At 32.0% G+C, this 18414-nt stretch carries 17 protein-coding genes, 2 pseudogenes and 1 other annotated feature; of the genes and pseudogenes, 3 read left to right on the top strand and 16 right to left on the bottom strand.

Annotation, left to right across the window (positions count from 1 at the left end):
• Positions 1 to 8 precede the first annotated feature (8 nt).
• The 9 genes and pseudogenes from HALSA_RS05540 to HALSA_RS13325 form a co-directional block, all read right to left on the bottom strand.
• A complete protein-coding gene (locus HALSA_RS05540) occupies positions 9 to 1268 on the bottom strand; it encodes a molybdopterin molybdotransferase MoeA (protein ID WP_013405613.1) in 1260 nt (419 codons plus the stop codon).
• Positions 1269 to 1295: 27 nt separating this feature from the next.
• On the bottom strand, positions 1296 to 2675 hold the full coding sequence (locus tag HALSA_RS05535; protein ID WP_013405612.1) for an SLC13 family permease: 1380 nt from the start codon (positions 2673 to 2675) through the stop codon (positions 1296 to 1298).
• Between the two features lie 231 nt (positions 2676 to 2906).
• Positions 2907 to 5561 (bottom strand): valine--tRNA ligase, encoded by a 2655-nt coding sequence (locus tag HALSA_RS05530; RefSeq protein WP_013405611.1) that lies wholly within the window; start codon positions 5559 to 5561, stop codon positions 2907 to 2909.
• 49 nt (positions 5562 to 5610) lie between these two features.
• Positions 5611 to 5854 (bottom strand) — a binding site (T-box leader).
• A 59-nt stretch (positions 5855 to 5913) separates the two neighbouring features.
• A complete protein-coding gene (locus HALSA_RS05525; protein ID WP_013405610.1) occupies positions 5914 to 6735 on the bottom strand; it encodes an FxLYD domain-containing protein in 822 nt (273 codons plus the stop codon).
• A gap of 31 nt (positions 6736 to 6766) precedes the next feature.
• Positions 6767 to 7399, bottom strand: a complete 633-nt coding sequence (locus tag HALSA_RS05520) for a molybdenum cofactor guanylyltransferase (RefSeq protein WP_013405609.1) — start codon at positions 7397 to 7399, stop codon at positions 6767 to 6769.
• Positions 7400 to 7452: 53 nt separating this feature from the next.
• Positions 7453 to 8220, bottom strand: coding sequence for a class I SAM-dependent methyltransferase (locus HALSA_RS05515; protein ID WP_013405608.1), 768 nt, complete (start codon positions 8218 to 8220; stop codon positions 7453 to 7455).
• Between the two features lie 128 nt (positions 8221 to 8348).
• Positions 8349 to 8735 carry an ArsR/SmtB family transcription factor gene (locus HALSA_RS05510; protein ID WP_013405607.1) on the bottom strand — a complete coding sequence of 129 codons (387 nt, stop codon included), beginning with the start codon at positions 8733 to 8735 and terminating at the stop codon, positions 8349 to 8351.
• Positions 8736 to 8778: 43 nt separating this feature from the next.
• Positions 8779 to 10905, bottom strand: a complete 2127-nt coding sequence (locus HALSA_RS05505; protein WP_013405606.1) for a heavy metal translocating P-type ATPase — start codon at positions 10903 to 10905, stop codon at positions 8779 to 8781.
• A 225-nt stretch (positions 10906 to 11130) separates the two neighbouring features.
• A pseudogene (locus HALSA_RS13325) lies at positions 11131 to 12339 on the bottom strand (RNA-guided endonuclease InsQ/TnpB family protein).
• A gap of 67 nt (positions 12340 to 12406) precedes the next feature.
• On the opposite strand from HALSA_RS13325, the pseudogene HALSA_RS12635 reads away from it, so the two are divergent.
• A pseudogene (locus tag HALSA_RS12635) lies at positions 12407 to 12517 on the top strand (transposase); the annotation flags it as partial.
• A gap of 111 nt (positions 12518 to 12628) precedes the next feature.
• Here HALSA_RS12635 and HALSA_RS05495 read toward each other — a convergent pair.
• Entirely contained in the window at positions 12629 to 13630 is a 1002-nt protein-coding gene (locus tag HALSA_RS05495; protein WP_013405605.1) for a M23 family metallopeptidase, read from the bottom strand.
• Between the two features lie 249 nt (positions 13631 to 13879).
• Between HALSA_RS05495 and HALSA_RS05490 the strand changes: the two genes are divergently transcribed.
• Complete coding sequence (locus HALSA_RS05490) at positions 13880 to 14122, top strand: glutaredoxin family protein (protein ID WP_013405604.1); 243 nt, start codon at positions 13880 to 13882, stop codon at positions 14120 to 14122.
• An 80-nt stretch (positions 14123 to 14202) separates the two neighbouring features.
• Here the strand turns inward: HALSA_RS05490 and rpiA are convergent, their stop codons facing one another.
• Positions 14203 to 14871, bottom strand: a complete 669-nt coding sequence (gene rpiA / locus HALSA_RS05485; protein ID WP_013405603.1) for a ribose-5-phosphate isomerase RpiA — start codon at positions 14869 to 14871, stop codon at positions 14203 to 14205.
• Between the two features lie 243 nt (positions 14872 to 15114).
• On the opposite strand from rpiA, the gene HALSA_RS05480 reads away from it, so the two are divergent.
• A complete protein-coding gene (locus HALSA_RS05480; protein WP_013405602.1) occupies positions 15115 to 15705 on the top strand; it encodes a zinc dependent phospholipase C family protein in 591 nt (196 codons plus the stop codon).
• An 81-nt stretch (positions 15706 to 15786) separates the two neighbouring features.
• Here HALSA_RS05480 and HALSA_RS05475 read toward each other — a convergent pair whose 3' ends face one another.
• From HALSA_RS05475 to HALSA_RS05455, 5 genes are all read right to left on the bottom strand, one after another.
• Positions 15787 to 16260 (bottom strand): FxsA family protein, encoded by a 474-nt coding sequence (locus HALSA_RS05475; protein ID WP_013405601.1) that lies wholly within the window; start codon positions 16258 to 16260, stop codon positions 15787 to 15789.
• Positions 16261 to 16289: 29 nt separating this feature from the next.
• A complete protein-coding gene (locus HALSA_RS05470; RefSeq protein WP_013405600.1) occupies positions 16290 to 16964 on the bottom strand; it encodes an HD domain-containing protein in 675 nt (224 codons plus the stop codon).
• 88 nt (positions 16965 to 17052) lie between these two features.
• Positions 17053 to 17328 carry a hypothetical protein gene (locus HALSA_RS05465; protein ID WP_013405599.1) on the bottom strand — a complete coding sequence of 92 codons (276 nt, stop codon included), beginning with the start codon at positions 17326 to 17328 and terminating at the stop codon, positions 17053 to 17055.
• A 255-nt stretch (positions 17329 to 17583) separates the two neighbouring features.
• Entirely contained in the window at positions 17584 to 17859 is a 276-nt protein-coding gene (locus tag HALSA_RS05460) for a hypothetical protein (protein ID WP_013405597.1), read from the bottom strand.
• Between the two features lie 55 nt (positions 17860 to 17914).
• Positions 17915 to 18217 (bottom strand): hypothetical protein, encoded by a 303-nt coding sequence (locus tag HALSA_RS05455; RefSeq protein ID WP_013405596.1) that lies wholly within the window; start codon positions 18215 to 18217, stop codon positions 17915 to 17917.
• Between the last annotated feature and the right edge of the window lie 197 nt (positions 18218 to 18414).

Below are 18414 nucleotides of genomic sequence, written 5' to 3'. Positions count from 1 at the left end.
ACATCTATTTAATTTTCGATTATTTTTAAATCCACAATTTCTCCTAATTCTTTTCCTTCTTGATAGCTTTTAATCTTTAATACTGCATCTCCTTTTACCAAATTGCTAATTAAGCTTGACTTGCCAAGCTGAGGAATAGCTAAGAGTTCACCAGAGCTGTTTTTAGTTATTTTTACAGGTATATATTCTTCTCTTCCTTTATCAGAGACTATAGCTCTGCTCAATTTCGCTTTTATAATATATTTCTCATCATCAAGACCAATTTCTGAAATATTTTTTTCTCCAGCCAGCACTTTAATAATCTCTGAAACCAGTACTGTTGTCACAGTCCAGGCTGAACCTGGATGTCCGGGCAAACCAATCACAATTGTCTGATCAATAATTGCCAGTATTGTTGGTTTGCCAGGTTTTATAGAAAGTCCATGTAATAAAACACCTGGTTCACCGAGAGAATCAAGAATCTCTATTGTCATATCTTTAATCCCAACTGAGCTTCCTCCTGAGATTAAAACAAGGTCTTGATTAAGTTCATTTTTTACACTGTTTTTTAAACTTGCTAAGTTATCTTCTATAATTCCAACTTTATTGGGAGCAGCACCAATTTTTTTAAGATAAGAAACAATTGAATAACTATTAATATCCCTTATCTGACCTGCTTCTGCTTCAGCCTCAGGCGGAATTAATTCATCTCCTGTAGAAATTACAGATACTGCAGGTTTTTTAAAACACTTAAGTTCAGTAATACCTAAACCTGCTAATGCACCGATATCACGGGCCATCAACTTATGACCTTTTTTAAATAATATTTCTCCTTTTGCTATATCTTCTGCTTTTTTTACAAGATTTTCACCAATACCCAGAGATTTAGAACTCTCTATGGTTATATCATCAATTTTTTCGGTATTTTCTATCATCAAAACAGCATCTGCACCTTCAGGGAGCATCCCTCCAGTAGGTACAGCAGCTGCCTCACCTGCTAAAACTTCCAATTCAGTTTTTTCGCCCATTACAACACTACCTACAAGCTCTAAAAACGAAGGCATAGAGGCAGATGCTCCAGCTGTATCTGCTGCTCTAACAGCATAACCATCCACAGTGGATCTAGTAAATGGGGGAAGATCTACTGGTGAAAGTATATCCTCTGCCACAATTCTTCCCAGTGACTCATCTAAATTTAACTTTTCAACTTCTAATTCTTTATTTACTAAATATTCTTTAATTTTCTCCCAAAATATTTTGGGTGGATTTAATTCCAAAAATTCTCTCATATTTCCTCCTCTAATTATCTATTTAATTTATAATAATCCGGTTAACTGCCACCAGACAGCCTCAAATACAACTACAATTATAATTACAATAGTAAGTGGTATTCCAAGCTTTATTACCTTTTTATCATCATATAAGCCGTTATGTTTGCCCAATCCTACCAGTATATTTAAATGATGAAACGGGAAAACATAATGCAGTGCTATCGAAGAATAGGCCATTAATGCTGGTACTAAAGGATTTATTCCATAGCCTTCTGCAAAAATGATAAAAGAAGGAATGGCAATTCCCATTACCGCTATAACACTGCCCAAAAACATATGTAAAGTTATTGATATTAAAGCAACCATTAATGCAAAAAGAAGCATGTTGGCCGGGATTTCAGCTGGTAAAATAACTGAAGCAATCCAGGCATTCATACCAGTACTACTACCGATTCTACCAATAGAAACAGCAGCAGTTAAAAAAAACAAAATTCCGATGGGAACATTCTGCCAGTCTCTGGCTTCTAAAACATTACCAACAACAGGCATCCCCATTAAAACTGCAATTAATAGTGTAACCCAACCTAAATCTATTCCATGCAAAGAGTCAGTTGTCCAGAGTATAATTGCTGTTGTAATCCAGAAAATCATTCTTTTTTCTTTACTTGAAAATGAACCTAAATCTAATAATTTCTCTTTAATTTTTGCTTTATCAATTGTAACTTTTTTTTCTGCTTTAAATAAATTTAAAAATAAAATAAGGGTTAAAATCGATGCTAAAGCTGCTGGAACTCCCATATGATAAAGCCAGCCTAACCAGCTCATTGTCTGTCCCGACATTTCTACGGCCAGAATATTAATTGTACTATCTCCAGTTAAAAATATCATTGAAATCGGTACTGAAAAAGCAAATACCGCTAATCCCACCTTAGCTGCATCATTATCTGATAAACCAGCACTTTCAATTACAACTGCCATAACTGACATAATCAAAAATGAGCGAGGCCAGGGATGAGGAATTAACAAACTCAAAAAAAGAGTTAAAATAAAAATTGAATAGATAATACTTTTATAAGAATTAACAAAATTTAAGATAAAATTATATGCGATTCTCTCACCTAAGCCTGAAGATTTGACAGCAGCGGCTATCAGATAAGCTCCAATGATTATATAAATTAAAGATGAAGTCCAGAGTGAAAAAACCTCTTCTGGAGGAGCAATCTCAAAAATTAATAATAATGATAAATACAAAGCAGAAACATAACCAGGATGGGCTACTTTAGTCGCCCAAAAAAGAACAGTCATTAATGATAAGGCCAGAGTTTTTTGGCCGGCAGCAGGTAAGGTTTTTATCTCTAAATTCCAGACTATAATTGCTAAAATAATAGCTACAAAAAAACTTATTTCCTTTTTGTACTTTTTCAATTTTCTCCTTCTCCCTGCTCATATTTTTTGTTTAATAGAGTTATGTTATAAAATATAGTATATTACTAAGAAATATATTCTAGCTTAGCAGGTCAAATCCTTCTTTTACTTGTGCTATTTTCTGGATATTAAATAGCTAATTAATAGTTTAAAGACCAGGTTGAAAGTTAAAAACCCCTTCACCCTGGTCCTTATAATCAAATAAGCTTCTAATCTAAAATATCTGAACTCTTATTTTGCAAGTTCTTCTTTACGTTCAATTAATTTTGCTTTCTTCTCTTTATATTCTTTAAGCTTTGTTTTTTCTCCCTCAACTAAATCATCTGGAGCATTATTTACAAAACCTTCATTATTTAATTTACCCTGAGCTCTTTGAATTTCAAATTCTACCTCTTCGATCTCTTTTTCTAAGCGCTTAATTTCTTTATCAAGATCAATCATACCCTCTAAAGGTAATATAACTTCAACTTCATTAACAATTGAGGTAGAAACTTTCTCAGGTCTCTCTAACTGATCACCGGCAATAACTAAATCTTTAATTCGGGCCAGGTTCTCAAGATATTCTCTACCTTCTTCTAAGACAGCTACTTTTTTCTCTGGGGCAGAAAGTAAAGCTTTAATCCGCCGGCCAGGATTAACTTTCATTTCGTTTCTAATATTCCGAACTGCCTTTATAACACTCATAATTACTTCCATTTTGTTTTCTGCATCTTTATTAAGCTTTGTTTTATCTTTTTCCGGCCAGGGAGCCCTCATAATACTTCCCTCTGTTCCGGGAAGTTTCTGCCAGATTTCTTCTGTTATAAAAGGCATAACCGGATGGAGCAGTCTTAAAAGGCTTTCTAAGGTATTTAAAGCATAATACTGGGCGGTTAATTTTGCTGCTGGATCTTCTTCTTGATATAATCTAGCTTTTAAAAGCTCAATATACCAGTCACAAAATTCATTCCAGATAAAATCATATAAACTGCTTGCCATTTCGCCAAAATTATAATCTTCTAAAGCATCATCAATTTCAGCAATTACTGTATTTAGTCGACTCTGCATCCATTTATCGGCAAGAGTCTCTTTGAGATCACTTTTATCTAGAGCTTCCAAATCAAAATCTTCTAAGTTCATCAGCACAAAACGAGAAGCATTCCAGATTTTATTGGCAAAATTTCTACTTGCCTCGAGTCTTTCTTCTCTAAAACGCATATCATTTCCAGGTGTATTACCGGTTATTAAAGTAAAGCGTAATGCATCTGCACCATATTTATCTACAACTTCTAAAGGATCTATTCCATTACCTAAAGATTTACTCATTTTTCTACCCTGAGCATCACGAATCAAACCATGAATATATATATCAGAAAATGGTTTCTCATCCTGGAATTTAAGTCCCATAAAAATCATTCGGGCAACCCAGAAAAAGATGATATCCCTACCTGTAACCAGCACATCTGTTGGATAAAAGCTAATTAAGTCTTCTGATTGTTCTGGCCAGCCTAATGTAGAAAAAGGCCAAAGTGCTGAAGAAAACCAGGTATCTAATACATCTTCATCCTGATGAAGATTATTACTCTCACAGTTACTGCAGTTTTCAGGTCTTTCCCGGCTTACCATTACTTCTCCACAATCATCACAATAATAGACTGGAATTCTATGACCCCACCATAACTGTCTTGAAATACACCAGTCTCTAATATTGTTCATCCAGTTCATATATACTTTGCTGAACCTGTCTGGAACAAAATTTATATCACCTTCTGCTACAGCTTCAATTGCAGGCTCAGCAAGGGGTTGCATTTTAACAAACCACTGTTTAGAAACTAAAGGCTCAATTACAGTATCACAACGATAACATTCTCCAACATTATGTTGATGATCTTCTGTTTTAATCAATAAATTTTCTTTATCTAAATCTGCAACAACTTTTTTTCTGGCTTCATACCGATCAAGACCACTATAGTCAGCACCAGCAGCTTCTGTCATCTTTGCATCTTCATCAATAACAGAAATAACTTCCAGATTGTTTCTGCGGCCAATTTCAAAATCATTTGGGTCATGGGCTGGAGTTACCTTTACCATCCCGGTTCCAAATTCACTATCAACATATTCATCTGCTACTACTTTTATTTCTCTATCTACTAGCGGAACAATTATTTTTTCCCCGACTAAATCTTTATAGCGCTCATCAGATGGATGTACTGCAATAGCGGTATCACCGAGCATAGTTTCTGGTCTGGTAGTAGCAACAGTAATATAGCCCTCTTTATTTTTATACGGATATTTCATATGATAAAATTTACCCTCTGTTTCTTTATGCTCAACCTCGATATCACTTAAAGTTGTATGACAGCTTGGACACCAGTTAACAATATAATCTCCCTGATAAATTAGGCCCTCATTATATAGTTGGATAAAAACCTCTTCCACAGCTTCAGAACAACCTTCATCAAGGGTAAATCTCTCTCTTGACCAATCACAGGATGAACCCATTTTTTTGAGCTGATTGGTGATCCTATTACCGTATTCTTCTTTCCATTCCCAGGCCTTTTCTAAAAATCCTTCTCTACCGATTTCATCTTTTTCTATTCCCTGATCTTTTAGCTTATCTACAACTTTTACCTCAGTAGCAATACTTGCATGATCTGTGCCAGGAAGCCAGAGTGAGCGATAACCCTGCATTCTTTTCCAGCGGGTTAAAATGTCCTGTAAGGTATTATCAAGAGCATGCCCCATATGCAGTTGACCTGTAATATTTGGTGGTGGCATAACAATACTAAAAGTACCCTTCTCTGTCTCACTTTTTTCTTTTGGTTTAAAATAATCGTTTTCCAGCCAAAAATCATACCATTTATCTTCTGTTTTAGCCGGATCATAAGTTTTTTCTAAATTTTCCAAACTGATTACCTCCCATATTTTTAATCTAAAATAAAAAAACCCTTCCATCCATAAGGACGAAGAGTTTATTCGCGGTACCACCTTAGTTCTTCCTTTTATTAAGAAAGCTCTCATTAATTAACGACTGCTGTGCCGTTACCAACTACCCACAGAATTCTCTAACTCAGCATTCTGCTTCATCGGTAAAACTCTGAGACGACTTCATTTTTTGACGCTGCCGGAATCTTACAGCCAGTGGATTCCGTTCTCTTCCAACTTCAGGTAAAACTACTACTTCTCATCAAAGTCTTAATTATTCAACTATCGTTAATATAATATCGTATTAAACCTTTATCTGTCAAGAGCTAAAAACTTAGTCAACAAGGGTTCCAATAGCAAAAAACTCAAATTCACTTGCATATTTATCAATATGTTTAGGTATGCTAAAATTATAATCTACCGTATAAAATTCTTCTGCAGCAAAATTATTATTTTTTCTGCTTAAACTGCTGATATAAATTAGATTATTAGCATTACCATAAACTGCCAGCCCACCACCATATATTTCTCTGAAAGCTGAGTTATCTATCTGTTGAACAGAAAAGTCATAATAGACTTGCTCATTACTTTCCCGCATTCTCTGAAGATTAATAATCTCTAAATCCCTGTGGTTAAAAACATTATTATCACTAGGGTGTTCAACTTCTCGATACTCACTTAGATAAAATTCAAATCTGGGATCAGTAAATAGATTAATCTTTTCATCCCAGTCCTGGCTCTGATCTTCTAAACTCAAATAATCTCTGATAGCCTGTTCGCTAAGAGAATGAGGTTGCAGTGCGGAAATAGGAAAAGAAAAAGGGATAGTTTCTCCTGCTTTAATTGTTGAGGCAAGTGGTCTTGCAGTTCCTGTCGCAAGCATTTCCTGCTCTTCAGGATCATACAATTCGATTATTATTTTGACTGATGTCATATCTGTGGAGCTATTATTTCTTATTTCACCAACGATAACACTTTTATAATCAAAAAGATTGGGGGTTGGATTACCATAATACCTCAGTTCAGATATATCAATTCTATTTTCTGTATAATAATTAAGATATGTTATCTCTAATTCCTGGGCCAGAACAGTCGAGCTAAGTGATAAGATAAAAAGAACAAAAATAATTATTACAAATATTGAATTTTTTTTCATTATAAAGCTCCTTTCTCAGATTAAACTCAGACTAAACACTACTAAAATCGTCTTCACTCTTTAGTTTATTTAATATTTTTTCTGCCTTAAGTTTATCCTCAGGATAGTTTATATTAAATAACAACTTTTTTAAATTAAACTTTTCTTTTAAAATATCCTCTTTCACGATTTTCAAATCAGCCTCTTGATAAATAGATTTAATCCGCAATTCATCATTTTTTAATTTCTTTTCGATAAGCTTTAATAAATTTTTATGATAATATCCGGCTAAAGGTTCAAGAAAACTCCTGTATTCAGAAACAATTATCTGATAATTATTATTATCACTAGAAAAATATGATTCTAAAAAAGAAAAATAGCTTTTATTTAAAAAAGGCATATCACAGGCTGCTAAAAAATTATAATCTTTATTTGAATAATAAAGACCTGTATAAAGACCTGCCAGGGGCCCCTTGTTTTCAATAATATCTGCTTTTATTTCTGCTCCTTTAAGGAAGCTATAGGTTTTCTTATCTCCAATTACTATAACCTGATTAAAATAATCATTTAAATTGGCATAGATTAATTCAATTAAAGGCCTGCCGTTAAATTCAGCTAAGGCTTTATTACCACCAAAACGGCTACTTTCACCACCTGCTAATAAGATTGCATTTGAACTTGTCATTACTCCACTTCCCATTATAAAAAGTTTTTAGTAAGCATTAACCACAAGAAATTTTACTTTACTGCTGTTAAAATTAAAGGTAATGATTCCAGCTCTTGATAGGAATCACCGGTAGCACTTCCGTAAATATTTTCTATTTCAAAAGCTGCAGCTTCAAGTAGATCAATTAGTTCATCTTTTGTCAACGGATAAAGCTTTATTTTGTTTTTAGCTAAAATATTATTATCTTCCTGCTCTACTAAAGTAGTTTTAAAATAGATATTATTATCAGCTGGATCATATTCATAATCTCTTTCAAAACGCAGCTTTTCGTCTTTGCTATAAATCGTTGGCAATCCTTTCAACTCTAGATCTAAAATACGTTGATAATTAACGATCTGAATAACAATTTTCCCTTCTTTTTTTATTAACTTTCTTAAAATATGAATAAATTCTTTGATCTCACTTTTATTTAAATGGACCAAAACATTACCGATTATATAGATACCATCAAAAGTATCCTGTGAAAACTTATCTTTAAGTTCTAACATGCCCAGAACAAAGAAATCAAGCCTATCTTCAGCTTCAGTTTGACTCAGACCTGCCTGTTTGTTTTTAGCCAGAGCTATCATTTCTGAATCTAAATCAATTCCAATAACTTGATAACCTTTTCCAGCCAATGCTACAGCATAGCTGCCTGTTCCACAACCAACATCTAATAGCTTTGTCTGCTTTTTATCATTCTTTAAATAACTGAAAGTTTGATCTAATAATTTTAGTTTGTTTTCTTTGAGTGGGAATATCTTATCATAGTTTTTACTAAAGCCGCTGTAAAATTCCACTTATAAAACCTCCATAAAAATTCTAGGATTAATTATATAGTTCTGTATCTATACTAAATATTTAACTATAAAAAAAATAATCCCTGCTTTTAAACAGGAATTAATTGACTATTTTAAAAAAATGTTCGTTATTCTAATACATGTTCAAGCCCCTGTCGAAAAAGACTTAATACATGGCTGTCATCAAGTGAATAATAGACCGACCTTCCCTCTTTACGGTATTTAACCAGTTTATTATTTCTGAGCACCCTCAGTTGATGAGAAATAGCTGAAGAACTCATATCTAAAAGTTCAGATAGATCACAAACACATAGTTCACGTTCTTTTAAAGCATATAATATTTTAATCCTGGTTGGATCTCCAATTGTTTTAAACAGCTCTGCCAGATCAAATACTACTCCATCTTCTAATCTTTGTTCTTTCATCATTTCTACAACTTCATTATTAGGATTAAAGATCTCACAAACATCGCATATTTCTTCCTTTAAAACTTCTTTATTACTTTGATTAAGCATTTTTTACACTCCATTCTTATTTAAAATTTAAAGCAATTATAGATTATGATTTCAAGATTCTCATCACATTAAAGAGAGCCATTAAAGCTACACCAACATCTGCAAAAACTGCAGCCCACATGGAAGCTAAACCAAAAACACTTAAGATCATGACAATAGCCTTAATTGAAAGAGCCATCACTATATTCTGCCAGACTACTCTTTTTGTTTTTTTTGCTATCTCTAAAGCCGTTGCTATTTTAGATGGTTCATCTGTCATCAACACTATATCAGCAGCCTCTATTGCTGCATCTGAACCTAGAGCACCCATTGCTATACCTAAATCAGATCTTGCCAGTACTGGAGCATCATTAATTCCATCACCAACAAAAGCAAGTTTCCCTTTTTTATCTAATAATGATTCGATTTTTTCAATTTTTTGGTCTGGTAGTAATTCTGCATAATAATGGTTAATCCCCAGTTTAAAAGCAACATCCTGAGCAGTTGAATCATTATCTCCGGTAAGCATTGTTATATTAGTAATATTCATAGCTTTTAGTTTTTTAATAGCCTCATAAGAGTCTTCCTTAATCTGGTCACTGATTAAAATATGTCCTAAATAATTACCTTCTTCAGCCAGATATACAACTGTAGCATTTTTTTCGTGATCTTCCAGTTTAATATTATTGTTCTCCATTAATCTTTTATTACCGGCTAAATAAGTTTTTCCATTTAACTTTGCCTTTATACCGGCACCACTGATTTCCTCATATTGAGAGTTTGAAGAATGATTTTCAAAACTACCAGCTGCATCAATAATAGATAACGCAATTGGATGATTTGAAAACTGTTCAATTTCAGCTGCTAAATTTAATAATTCATCAGCACTATAGCTGCTATGTGATTTAACTTCAGCAACCTCAAAACTACCTTTAGTTAATGTTCCAGTTTTGTCAAACACAATTTTATCAACAGAATTTAAAGCTTCTAGATAATTGCCACCTTTAACTAATATACCATTTTTTGAAGCTAGTCCAATTCCACCAAAAAAGCCAAGCGGAATAGAAATAACCAGGGCACAGGGACAGGAAACAACTAAAAAGATTAGTGCCCTATAAAACCAGGTGTTAAAAGCAGCTCCGGTCAATAGAGGTGGTAATACGGCTACAAGAAAAGCAATTCCAACAACAAAAGGTGTATAATAACGTGAAAACTTTGTTATAAATTTTTCCGTTTTTGCTTTTTTCGAACTTGCATTTTCAACCAGATCTAATATTTTTTTAACTGTTGATTGATTATATTCTTTAGTTACTTCAATCGTTAAAAGTTGATTTAAGTTTACCATACCACTCAATACTTCATCTCCACTTTCAACTTCTCTTGGTAATGATTCTCCAGTTAAAGCAGAGGTCTCTAGTGCTGAACTGCCACTAATGATCTTACCATCAAGCGGTATTTTCTCTCCTGCTTTAACAACTATCTGTGCTCCTACTTCTATTTTTTCTGGGTCAACCTGTATAATCTCATCACCTTTAATCAAATTAGCATATTCTGCTTTAATATCCATTAAATCTTTTATTGAGCGTCTTGAGTCATTAACCGCTCTTTCTTGAAAAAGCTCTCCAATCATATAAAAAAGCATTACTGCTACTGCTTCAGGATATTCATTAATTGCAAATGCACCTAAAGTTGCAATTGTCATCAAAAAATTTTCATCAAAAAGCTGACCTCTACCGATATTTCTTAAAGCTGCTCTTAAAACCGGCCAGCCGATAAGTAAATAGGCACTCAGATAAAGTGGAAGACTAAGATTAGGCCAGAAATCAGCCCTGAAATAATCGGTATAGGAAATACTAAGAGCTACAAAGAAAATTATTGCTCCAATAATAAGATCTTTTTTAATCCATAAATACTCTTTCAAAGAAAAAACATTCAGTTCTTTTTTCTCTTTATTATTATCCTGCTTTTTAATTTTTATTCCAGATTCTATTCTATCAGATATTTTTTGCAGTTCCTGTTCTAAATTTGAAACCCTTTTACTATCACCTGAAACATTTATGGTTGAAGCAGCAAAGTTAAGCTCTACATTATCGAGCCCCTCAATTTTTTGAGCTTCTTTTTCAATTTTTAAAGCACAATTTGCACAACTTAAACCATCTATTTGATATTCCTCCTGTTTTTCTTTATCCATTATAATATCTCCTCCTGACAAAACAAACTATATATGAACAATTATTCAAATATTCATTAATTAAATTATAAATTAATTTAATTCTGATGTCAAGTGAACCTCTCCACCTAAATCAAAATCAAGATTTAGAGGGAGCTTCTAACTGCTTCATATAGATTAAAGTTCAACCTATATTACTAGGTCAGTTTACAAGATGTTTGGCTTTTAAGTTTTGCTCCTAATAGTTTAGGATACCCTTAATCTTGAAGGATTGTCCACAAATCCATTATCTCTCGCCTCTTTGATAGGTCTGAGAATACATTTATCGTTATGGTATTTACGAAGTATATTAAAACTACCATTCTGATCAGCATTAATTAATAAGCCCTCGTTAGTTTTAAAGAGACCCCTAGTAATTCTTCTGGATTTATCATAATTGCTTTTATTTATTTTTTCCAGATCTACTGAATAGCGGCCAAATCGAATACGGTCATACTAAAGCTTACCTTGCGTAACTAAAATTAAAAGCTTTAGTACATCCGGAAGTATAGCTTTCATCAATTTCAACAACTTTGATACCTTTTAGTTTAGCTTTGTATTCAATTAATTTTTTTAATCTCTGGATCGGTATTTGGACAAAAGATTTAAGCTTGCTGCATTGTTTAATATTTTTTATGTCTCCGATTACAATAGTTTCTACTTGATTTTCAATTGCTAAATCAACTATTTTGCAACTAGCTTTATGGATATAATCTCTAATATAATTTCTTCTCTTTAATCTCAGATATTTTATTCGTTTAGTATCTCTAATTTTACTGGTAGCTAACTGCCTCATTCTAATGCTTTGTAGTCTGGCAATTTCTTTATTAAAATAAGAATTTTTGGATTTAATAGTTTTACCATTGATAATATAACACTCAGAATTGTTTTTAAATGTTAAAGTAGCCAAATTATCAAGACCTAGATCTACTGCCATTATGTTAGATTTCTTACTTTCTTTTGCCTCTTTAACTTTGTAGATGATTAGTAGATACCATCTTTTAGAGATATGATCTTGCTTTATCTTTATCTGTTGGACAGCATCTAAATCTATAATGCTTTGAACTGCTTCAAGCAGCTCAAAATTAAGGAGGCCAAATCGAATACGGTCATACTAAAGCTTTCCTTGCGTATTATAAATTAAAAGCTTTAGTGACCTTCACATTATATTTAGACTGTATCTTTTTAGATAAGGATAAGAGTAATTTGTTATCTCTAATTCTAACAGCTAAATTGGTAAAAATTATTTCACAGGGATTACTGTTCATATTCAGTATAGACAGCTTTTACATCTTTATTATTTTTAATCTGATAATTGACTATATTATATAATTTAGAGCAATGCCAGGCTAATTCATTAATTATTACTAATTGCTTATGGCTTAATTTAGGCTTGAATTTAAATGATAATCGCATTGATTTTTCACCTCCATTCTACTATAATTATACCATACATATGTTTGCTTATAAAAGGAAAAATGGAGGAGAAAAAGATCATGTGCATATCCTCTTTGAAAATCCACCTCAGGTACAATTATCTAAGTTAGTTAATATATTAAAAACTGTATCTTCAAGACTTATCAAAAAGCAATATGAACACCATTCCCCCAATGCATAGCTTGAATGGAGTTTTCTTGACAATTTTAGATAAAAAAACCCCCTTCTGCATAAGCAATGAGAAGGGAGTTAATTACTATATTATTTGTTACCTGTGTAAATAGTCTAAAGGATTTTCGGGTCTACCATTTATCTGAACCTCAAAATGTAGATGAGGACCAGTAGAATTACCTGTATTACCAGAACGTGCTATAACCTGACCTTTATCAACAGTTTGTCTTTCACTTACCAATAACTGTGAGTTATGTGCATAAAGTGTTCTTAAGCCTTTTCTATGTTCAATAATAACAACTTTTCCATAACCACCAGACCAACCACTAAAAACAACTCTACCCGAAGATGCAGCTCTGATCGGACTCCCCATCGGGGCAGCAAAGTCAACACCATAATGCATACGCCCCCATCTTGGACCATAAGGAGAAGTTATTCGTGTATTAATAGGAAACATCAGTTTCTCATCCAGACGATCTTGATAGGTTAATTCTGGCTTAACATCTCTTAAAATTATATTTTGATCAACCCTTAATTTAGAACCATCAGCAATATTATTATCTTTTTTAATTGTTTCAGCACTAATATCAAATTTATCTGAAATATCACTTAAACTTTCACCAGGTGAAACTCGATACAAAATACCTCGGACTGGTAGGATTTTAAACTCCTGACCTGGCCTAATACTATTCATATTACTTATGTTATTTGCTCCAATTAAAGAATCAATGTTTAAAGAGTAATGGTGAGCAATATCCCAGAGTGTTTCACCGCTTTTTACCGTATGTACTTTTATTTGTTCTGTTAAACTTTTTGGTGGTTCTTCTTTAACTTGAGGTGCTTTATCTCTGTTTGCTGAGTTATCAATTTCCATTTGAGAACTTAAAGAATCTGAGTCTTCTGAGTATTTTCCATCTAAAACAGTGCTTTGCTCACTACTATCTTCTCCTCTGTTTTCTTCAATGTTTCTGCTCTGAACCATACTTTGATCGGAAAGATTCGTAATATTTCCCCCGACATACATTGAATTACTATAAGCAGAAAATGCAAGCAAAATAAAAATGATAAAAAAACCCGTTAAACGCTCTCGTCTTCTCAATCTACTCTCCACCTTCTCAAGTTATTTTCAAAAGATAATAATTAAACAAAAAAATAAAAAATATTTATTATTTTACTTTAATACCCTATAAATTTTATACTACCTTTACTATTATACCAAAAAAAGCATAAATTTGAAAGAGTTCAGCATAAATTTTTAAGATTATTTATAATTTAAAAGGAATTATAAAGTTTAAAGAGAAAATAATTATAAAGATAGAATTATAATTAATGAGAGGGTGAGACAAAAATGCAAGAATTAAAATTGTATTATTACCCAGCCTGCCCTTACTGTAGGAAGGTAACAAGGTTTATCAACAAACATGATCTTAAAGTTAATTTAAAAAATATCAATAAAGATAAAGAAGCTGCTAGAAAATTAGTCGAAGTTGGTGGGAAAAGACAGGTACCCTGCTTATTTATTGATGGTCAAGCTCTTTATGAGTCTGATGATATTATAAAATGGCTAAAGAAAAATAAGCTTAATGATTAATTGAGCACACTCTTTTTAAAGTGCTTCATAAGAAATTTATAACTTTAAAGAGAGTGTGCTTTTAATATTATTGCTTCAATTTATCTATATAAAACTTCTATTTTACCATCATTATGGCCGACAACAACAACTTCAGCCATCTTTGCAAAAATCCCATTTTCAACAACACCCGGAATTGTATTTAAGTCAATGGTTAGTTTTTCTGGCTTTTCTATTTTACCAAAATCACAATCTAATATGTAATTATCATTATCAGTTACAAATATTTCTCCATCTTTTTTTCTGATTTCAGAGCTTCCTCCCATTTTATTAATCATCTTCTGTGTGTATTGCCAGCTAAAAGGAGTTACTTCTACAGGTAATAAAAAGTCTCCTAACTTATCAACCAGTTTAGACTCATCTACTATTATAATTAATTTCTCAGTAGCTGCTGCAACTATTTTTTCTCTTAATAGAGCTCCTCCCCCACCTTTGATTAAATTAAAGTCAGGATCTACCTCATCAGCTCCATCTATGGTGAGATCAAGCTTTTCAACCTGAGAAAGTTCAATCAATTCTATTCCTTCTTCAAGAGCTAATTCTGCTGTTTCTTTAGAAGTAGGTACTGCTTTAACATTAAGACCATCTCTAACCATTTCTCCTACTTTTTTAATTGCATAATAAGCTGTTGAACCTGTACCAAGTCCAATAATCATTCCATCTGAAATAAATTCTGCTGCTTTTTCTCCTGTTAACTTTTTAGGATTCAATTTTATCACTCCATTTATATAATTATATTCCAATTAAAATATTATCAAAAAAATTATTATTAAGCAAACCTGTTTTTAAGCTGATTTTACTTATGAAAAAAACAGTTTGTTTGTTAACAATAATTACCATTTGTCAAAAGCATTTATCTATGATAGAATAAAAACAGTTAGTTAAATTAGGATTTTAAGAAAGAGAAAAATCTTCGGGAGGTAGTCAAACTGGATACTAGAACACACAAGTTATTGGCCGGAAAAATTCATGATTATTTTGCAAAGGATGATATATGGCTTTCCAAAACAGCATTAACCTGGGGTAGTATTAAACCAGATATTATAGAAGGGGAAATCAGTCATTTTAAAGATGAAACCATCGAAATCTTTTATGAAAATTATGATGAACTAAAAGAAATTAATCCTGATCAAAATCCCTATCAATTTGCTGTTAAACTGGGAGAGTTATTTCACTATATTACTGATTATTTTAGTCGGGCTCACACAGATCCGGAATTAGAAGCTGGAACTTTTTTTGAAAAAGCAAAACACATTTTTTATGAATGGAAACTAAATAGAGTTGCTCAAAACTTACATCCAGATTTTTTCAAAAAAGATATAGAAACAAGACCGGTTTATAAAAAAACTTTAGCAGCTTTTATTGAGGACGAACACCAAAAATTTACTGAATCTGAATATAGCTTTAAAAATGATATTGATGCAGCATTTAGAATGTGTGTATTAATGACAAATAAATTGGTGTTTGAGCTGCAGGCACAACATAATTATGCTTTCTCATATGAGTTTAATCTCAGACATCGTCTGCTTTACCAAAATGCATAATAAAAATTTAAATATACTAATATATTTACAAAAACAAAAAGGAAATCACAGCTTTAATCAGAGCTGGATTTCCTCTTTTTTTTATTTTATATCCTCAACATCTTCAGGATCTATATCAATAAAGTCATCTTCACTATTATCACTGCTGGAATAATAACTATCTCCACTTCGATGGACCTCCACTTTGTTTTCTTTTACATATTTTAAGAACCGCTTTTTAACCAGAGCAGCAATTACGTTTCTTGAACCTGGTAGGATTAATAAAAATCCAGTAATATCGGTTAAGAAACCCGGAGTTAAAAGTGTAACCCCTCCCATAAGGATTAATAACGCACCAATTAAATCATCAGTGGGCATCTGCCCTGTATTCAGCTTTCGCCTGATGTTATTTACGACCATATATCCCTGCGTTTTAGCTATTACAGTTCCAATAACTCCTGTTAAAACAATTATCATTATAGTTGTAAAAACACCGATATAAGAACTAATTTCCAGGAGTAAAAACAATTCAATTAAAGGTATTAAAATAAATAGCATTAATAGTTTAAAAAACATAATGTACCTTCCTTATATAAAAAATATTATTATTCTTGATAATCAACATGACCCAATAATTCGAGATCATTGATAAAAAGTCTAAATCTAGAGCCGAGATAAGATGCAGCTTCTTTACACATTTCCATTCTGTAAAGATATATTTCAAAATAATCCATAACCTGACTGATTGAAGAATCATAATCGATATTTAAGGTAATAGTTTCAGCTTCTGGTTGAACAGATATTTCTGAATCACGAATAGCAAGGTTTACTCTGTCATGAATAAAAGTAGAATCTTTTTTGTTGACCCTTGTTCGATGAGCATCACTTTTATCAGCCAGAATTAAAGCAGCGGTAATAGGGCTTACTGCTTTACCTATATCTACATCATGATTTGCAATTGCTGTAGTTATTTTGGTTATATCTTCTAATGGAACATCAAGCCTTCTTAGCTCTGTATAAACTATATTCGCACCAGAAATTCCGTGGTGTTTACGATTAAACATATTTCCAATATCATGTAGATAACCTGCTATAGCACCTAATTCAACTGTTCTGTCATCAAAGTTAAGCCTTTTTAAAATCCTTTCAGTTGTTTCGGAAACATAATTAACATGGCGAAAACCATGTTCAGTATAACCTTTTTCCGAAAGATAATTGTTGGCTTCTTCTATCATATGCTGAAAATCAGAATTGTTTTTTATATCATTTAAATAAAGCATTATAATTCCTCCTTAAAATTATCGTGAATTACTAATTAAAAAGTTATTAGTAAATATTATCTAATAATACTGGAGGAATTGCAAGCAATTAAGACACAATTTTTTCTATTTCAGATGGTGAGATTAATCTATCATCATAAGAAATAATTAACTCTTCTTCGGTAAACTCTACTTCATCAACTATACCCTGGTATGACTTAATTCTTTCTATAAATTGATCTTCATCACACTCAAGATTATTTAATTTAACTCTATATTTTACAGAATATTTTCTGTTTCTATTTTTTGTTGTTTTACTTTGATCTGCCTTGTCTGCAAAATTGCTCCGATGTTCACAATTACAATCTCCACATTGCTTAGACATTATACTTCCTCCTTCAACAAGATCTCTTCTTATTATATAGTAAGAAAATTAAAATCATATTAAAATCTTAAATTTAACTGCTTTAAACTAATAATATAGAAGATTAAGGGCTTTTGCAATTAAATAACAAAAAATCCCGAAATAAAACGGGATTTAATAGCTATTAGGCAGTTTTGTAATTCTCTTCTTCTATTTCAGCTTTAAATTTTAGCTCTGCTTCTTCCATTTCCAGTATATCTACATCTTCATTAAATTTCACCGACCCTGTTCAGAAGAGTTTAATTCTGCTTTGTTATTATCTGGAAGGTCAGTCTCAAACTTTTTAAAAATCCTGGCTAAAATAAGGCCTATTAGAAGCGGCCACCATGTTGAGAGGTTATGGGCGATTACAGCAGAAGCTAAATAGGTTAACCCACCAAATAAGACAAATTTGTCTTTGTTTTTAAAGTAAAGATATAATAACATCCAACCAAGTACTACAAAAACAAGGTTGGTAATTATAAGTACAATCGGAATAATTTTTCCAAGCATTTATTTGCTCCTTTGATATGTTTTTTTTAGCATTGCGATTTAAGAAACTAAAAATTTACTCAAAGACATCGATTACTATTGACTCTGGTATCCACATATATTCTACATTATTTTCATTTTCAGGAAACTCGAAATAATACCAGTTGCCCTCTAAATCAATTTTATACTGTTCTAAACCCTCAAAACCTTCCAACCAGAGTTCTTCTGCTATTGCAATTTCGTCTTCTGTATAAATAGTTCTTTCTGGTAAACCATCCATAATAATTTTTAATTTATATTTTCCCTCTGGAAAATCATAAACACTGTCATGATCTTCTTTAACTGTATAATACTCACCAACCTGATAGTTAATCATCATAATTAACAACCCCTTTTTTGAAATAAACAAATAGATAAAATTAATAAATTCTAGCTCTAGTCTGTTTAAACTATTCTTTATTAACGGTAATAATCCTTTAAATAATAGGATATTTTTCATTTGTATAATTTATTTAATAATTATTAACTACAATTTTAAAGGATTATCTGACTTAAAAATTGATATTTCTTTATTAA

The sequence above is a fragment of the Halanaerobium hydrogeniformans genome (genome assembly GCF_000166415.1).
In the GTDB taxonomy this organism is placed as follows: domain Bacteria; phylum Bacillota; class Halanaerobiia; order Halanaerobiales; family Halanaerobiaceae; genus Halanaerobium; species Halanaerobium hydrogeniformans.
Note: the sequence above shows the minus strand (reverse complement) of the source record. Positions and strands in the feature narration are given on the sequence as shown.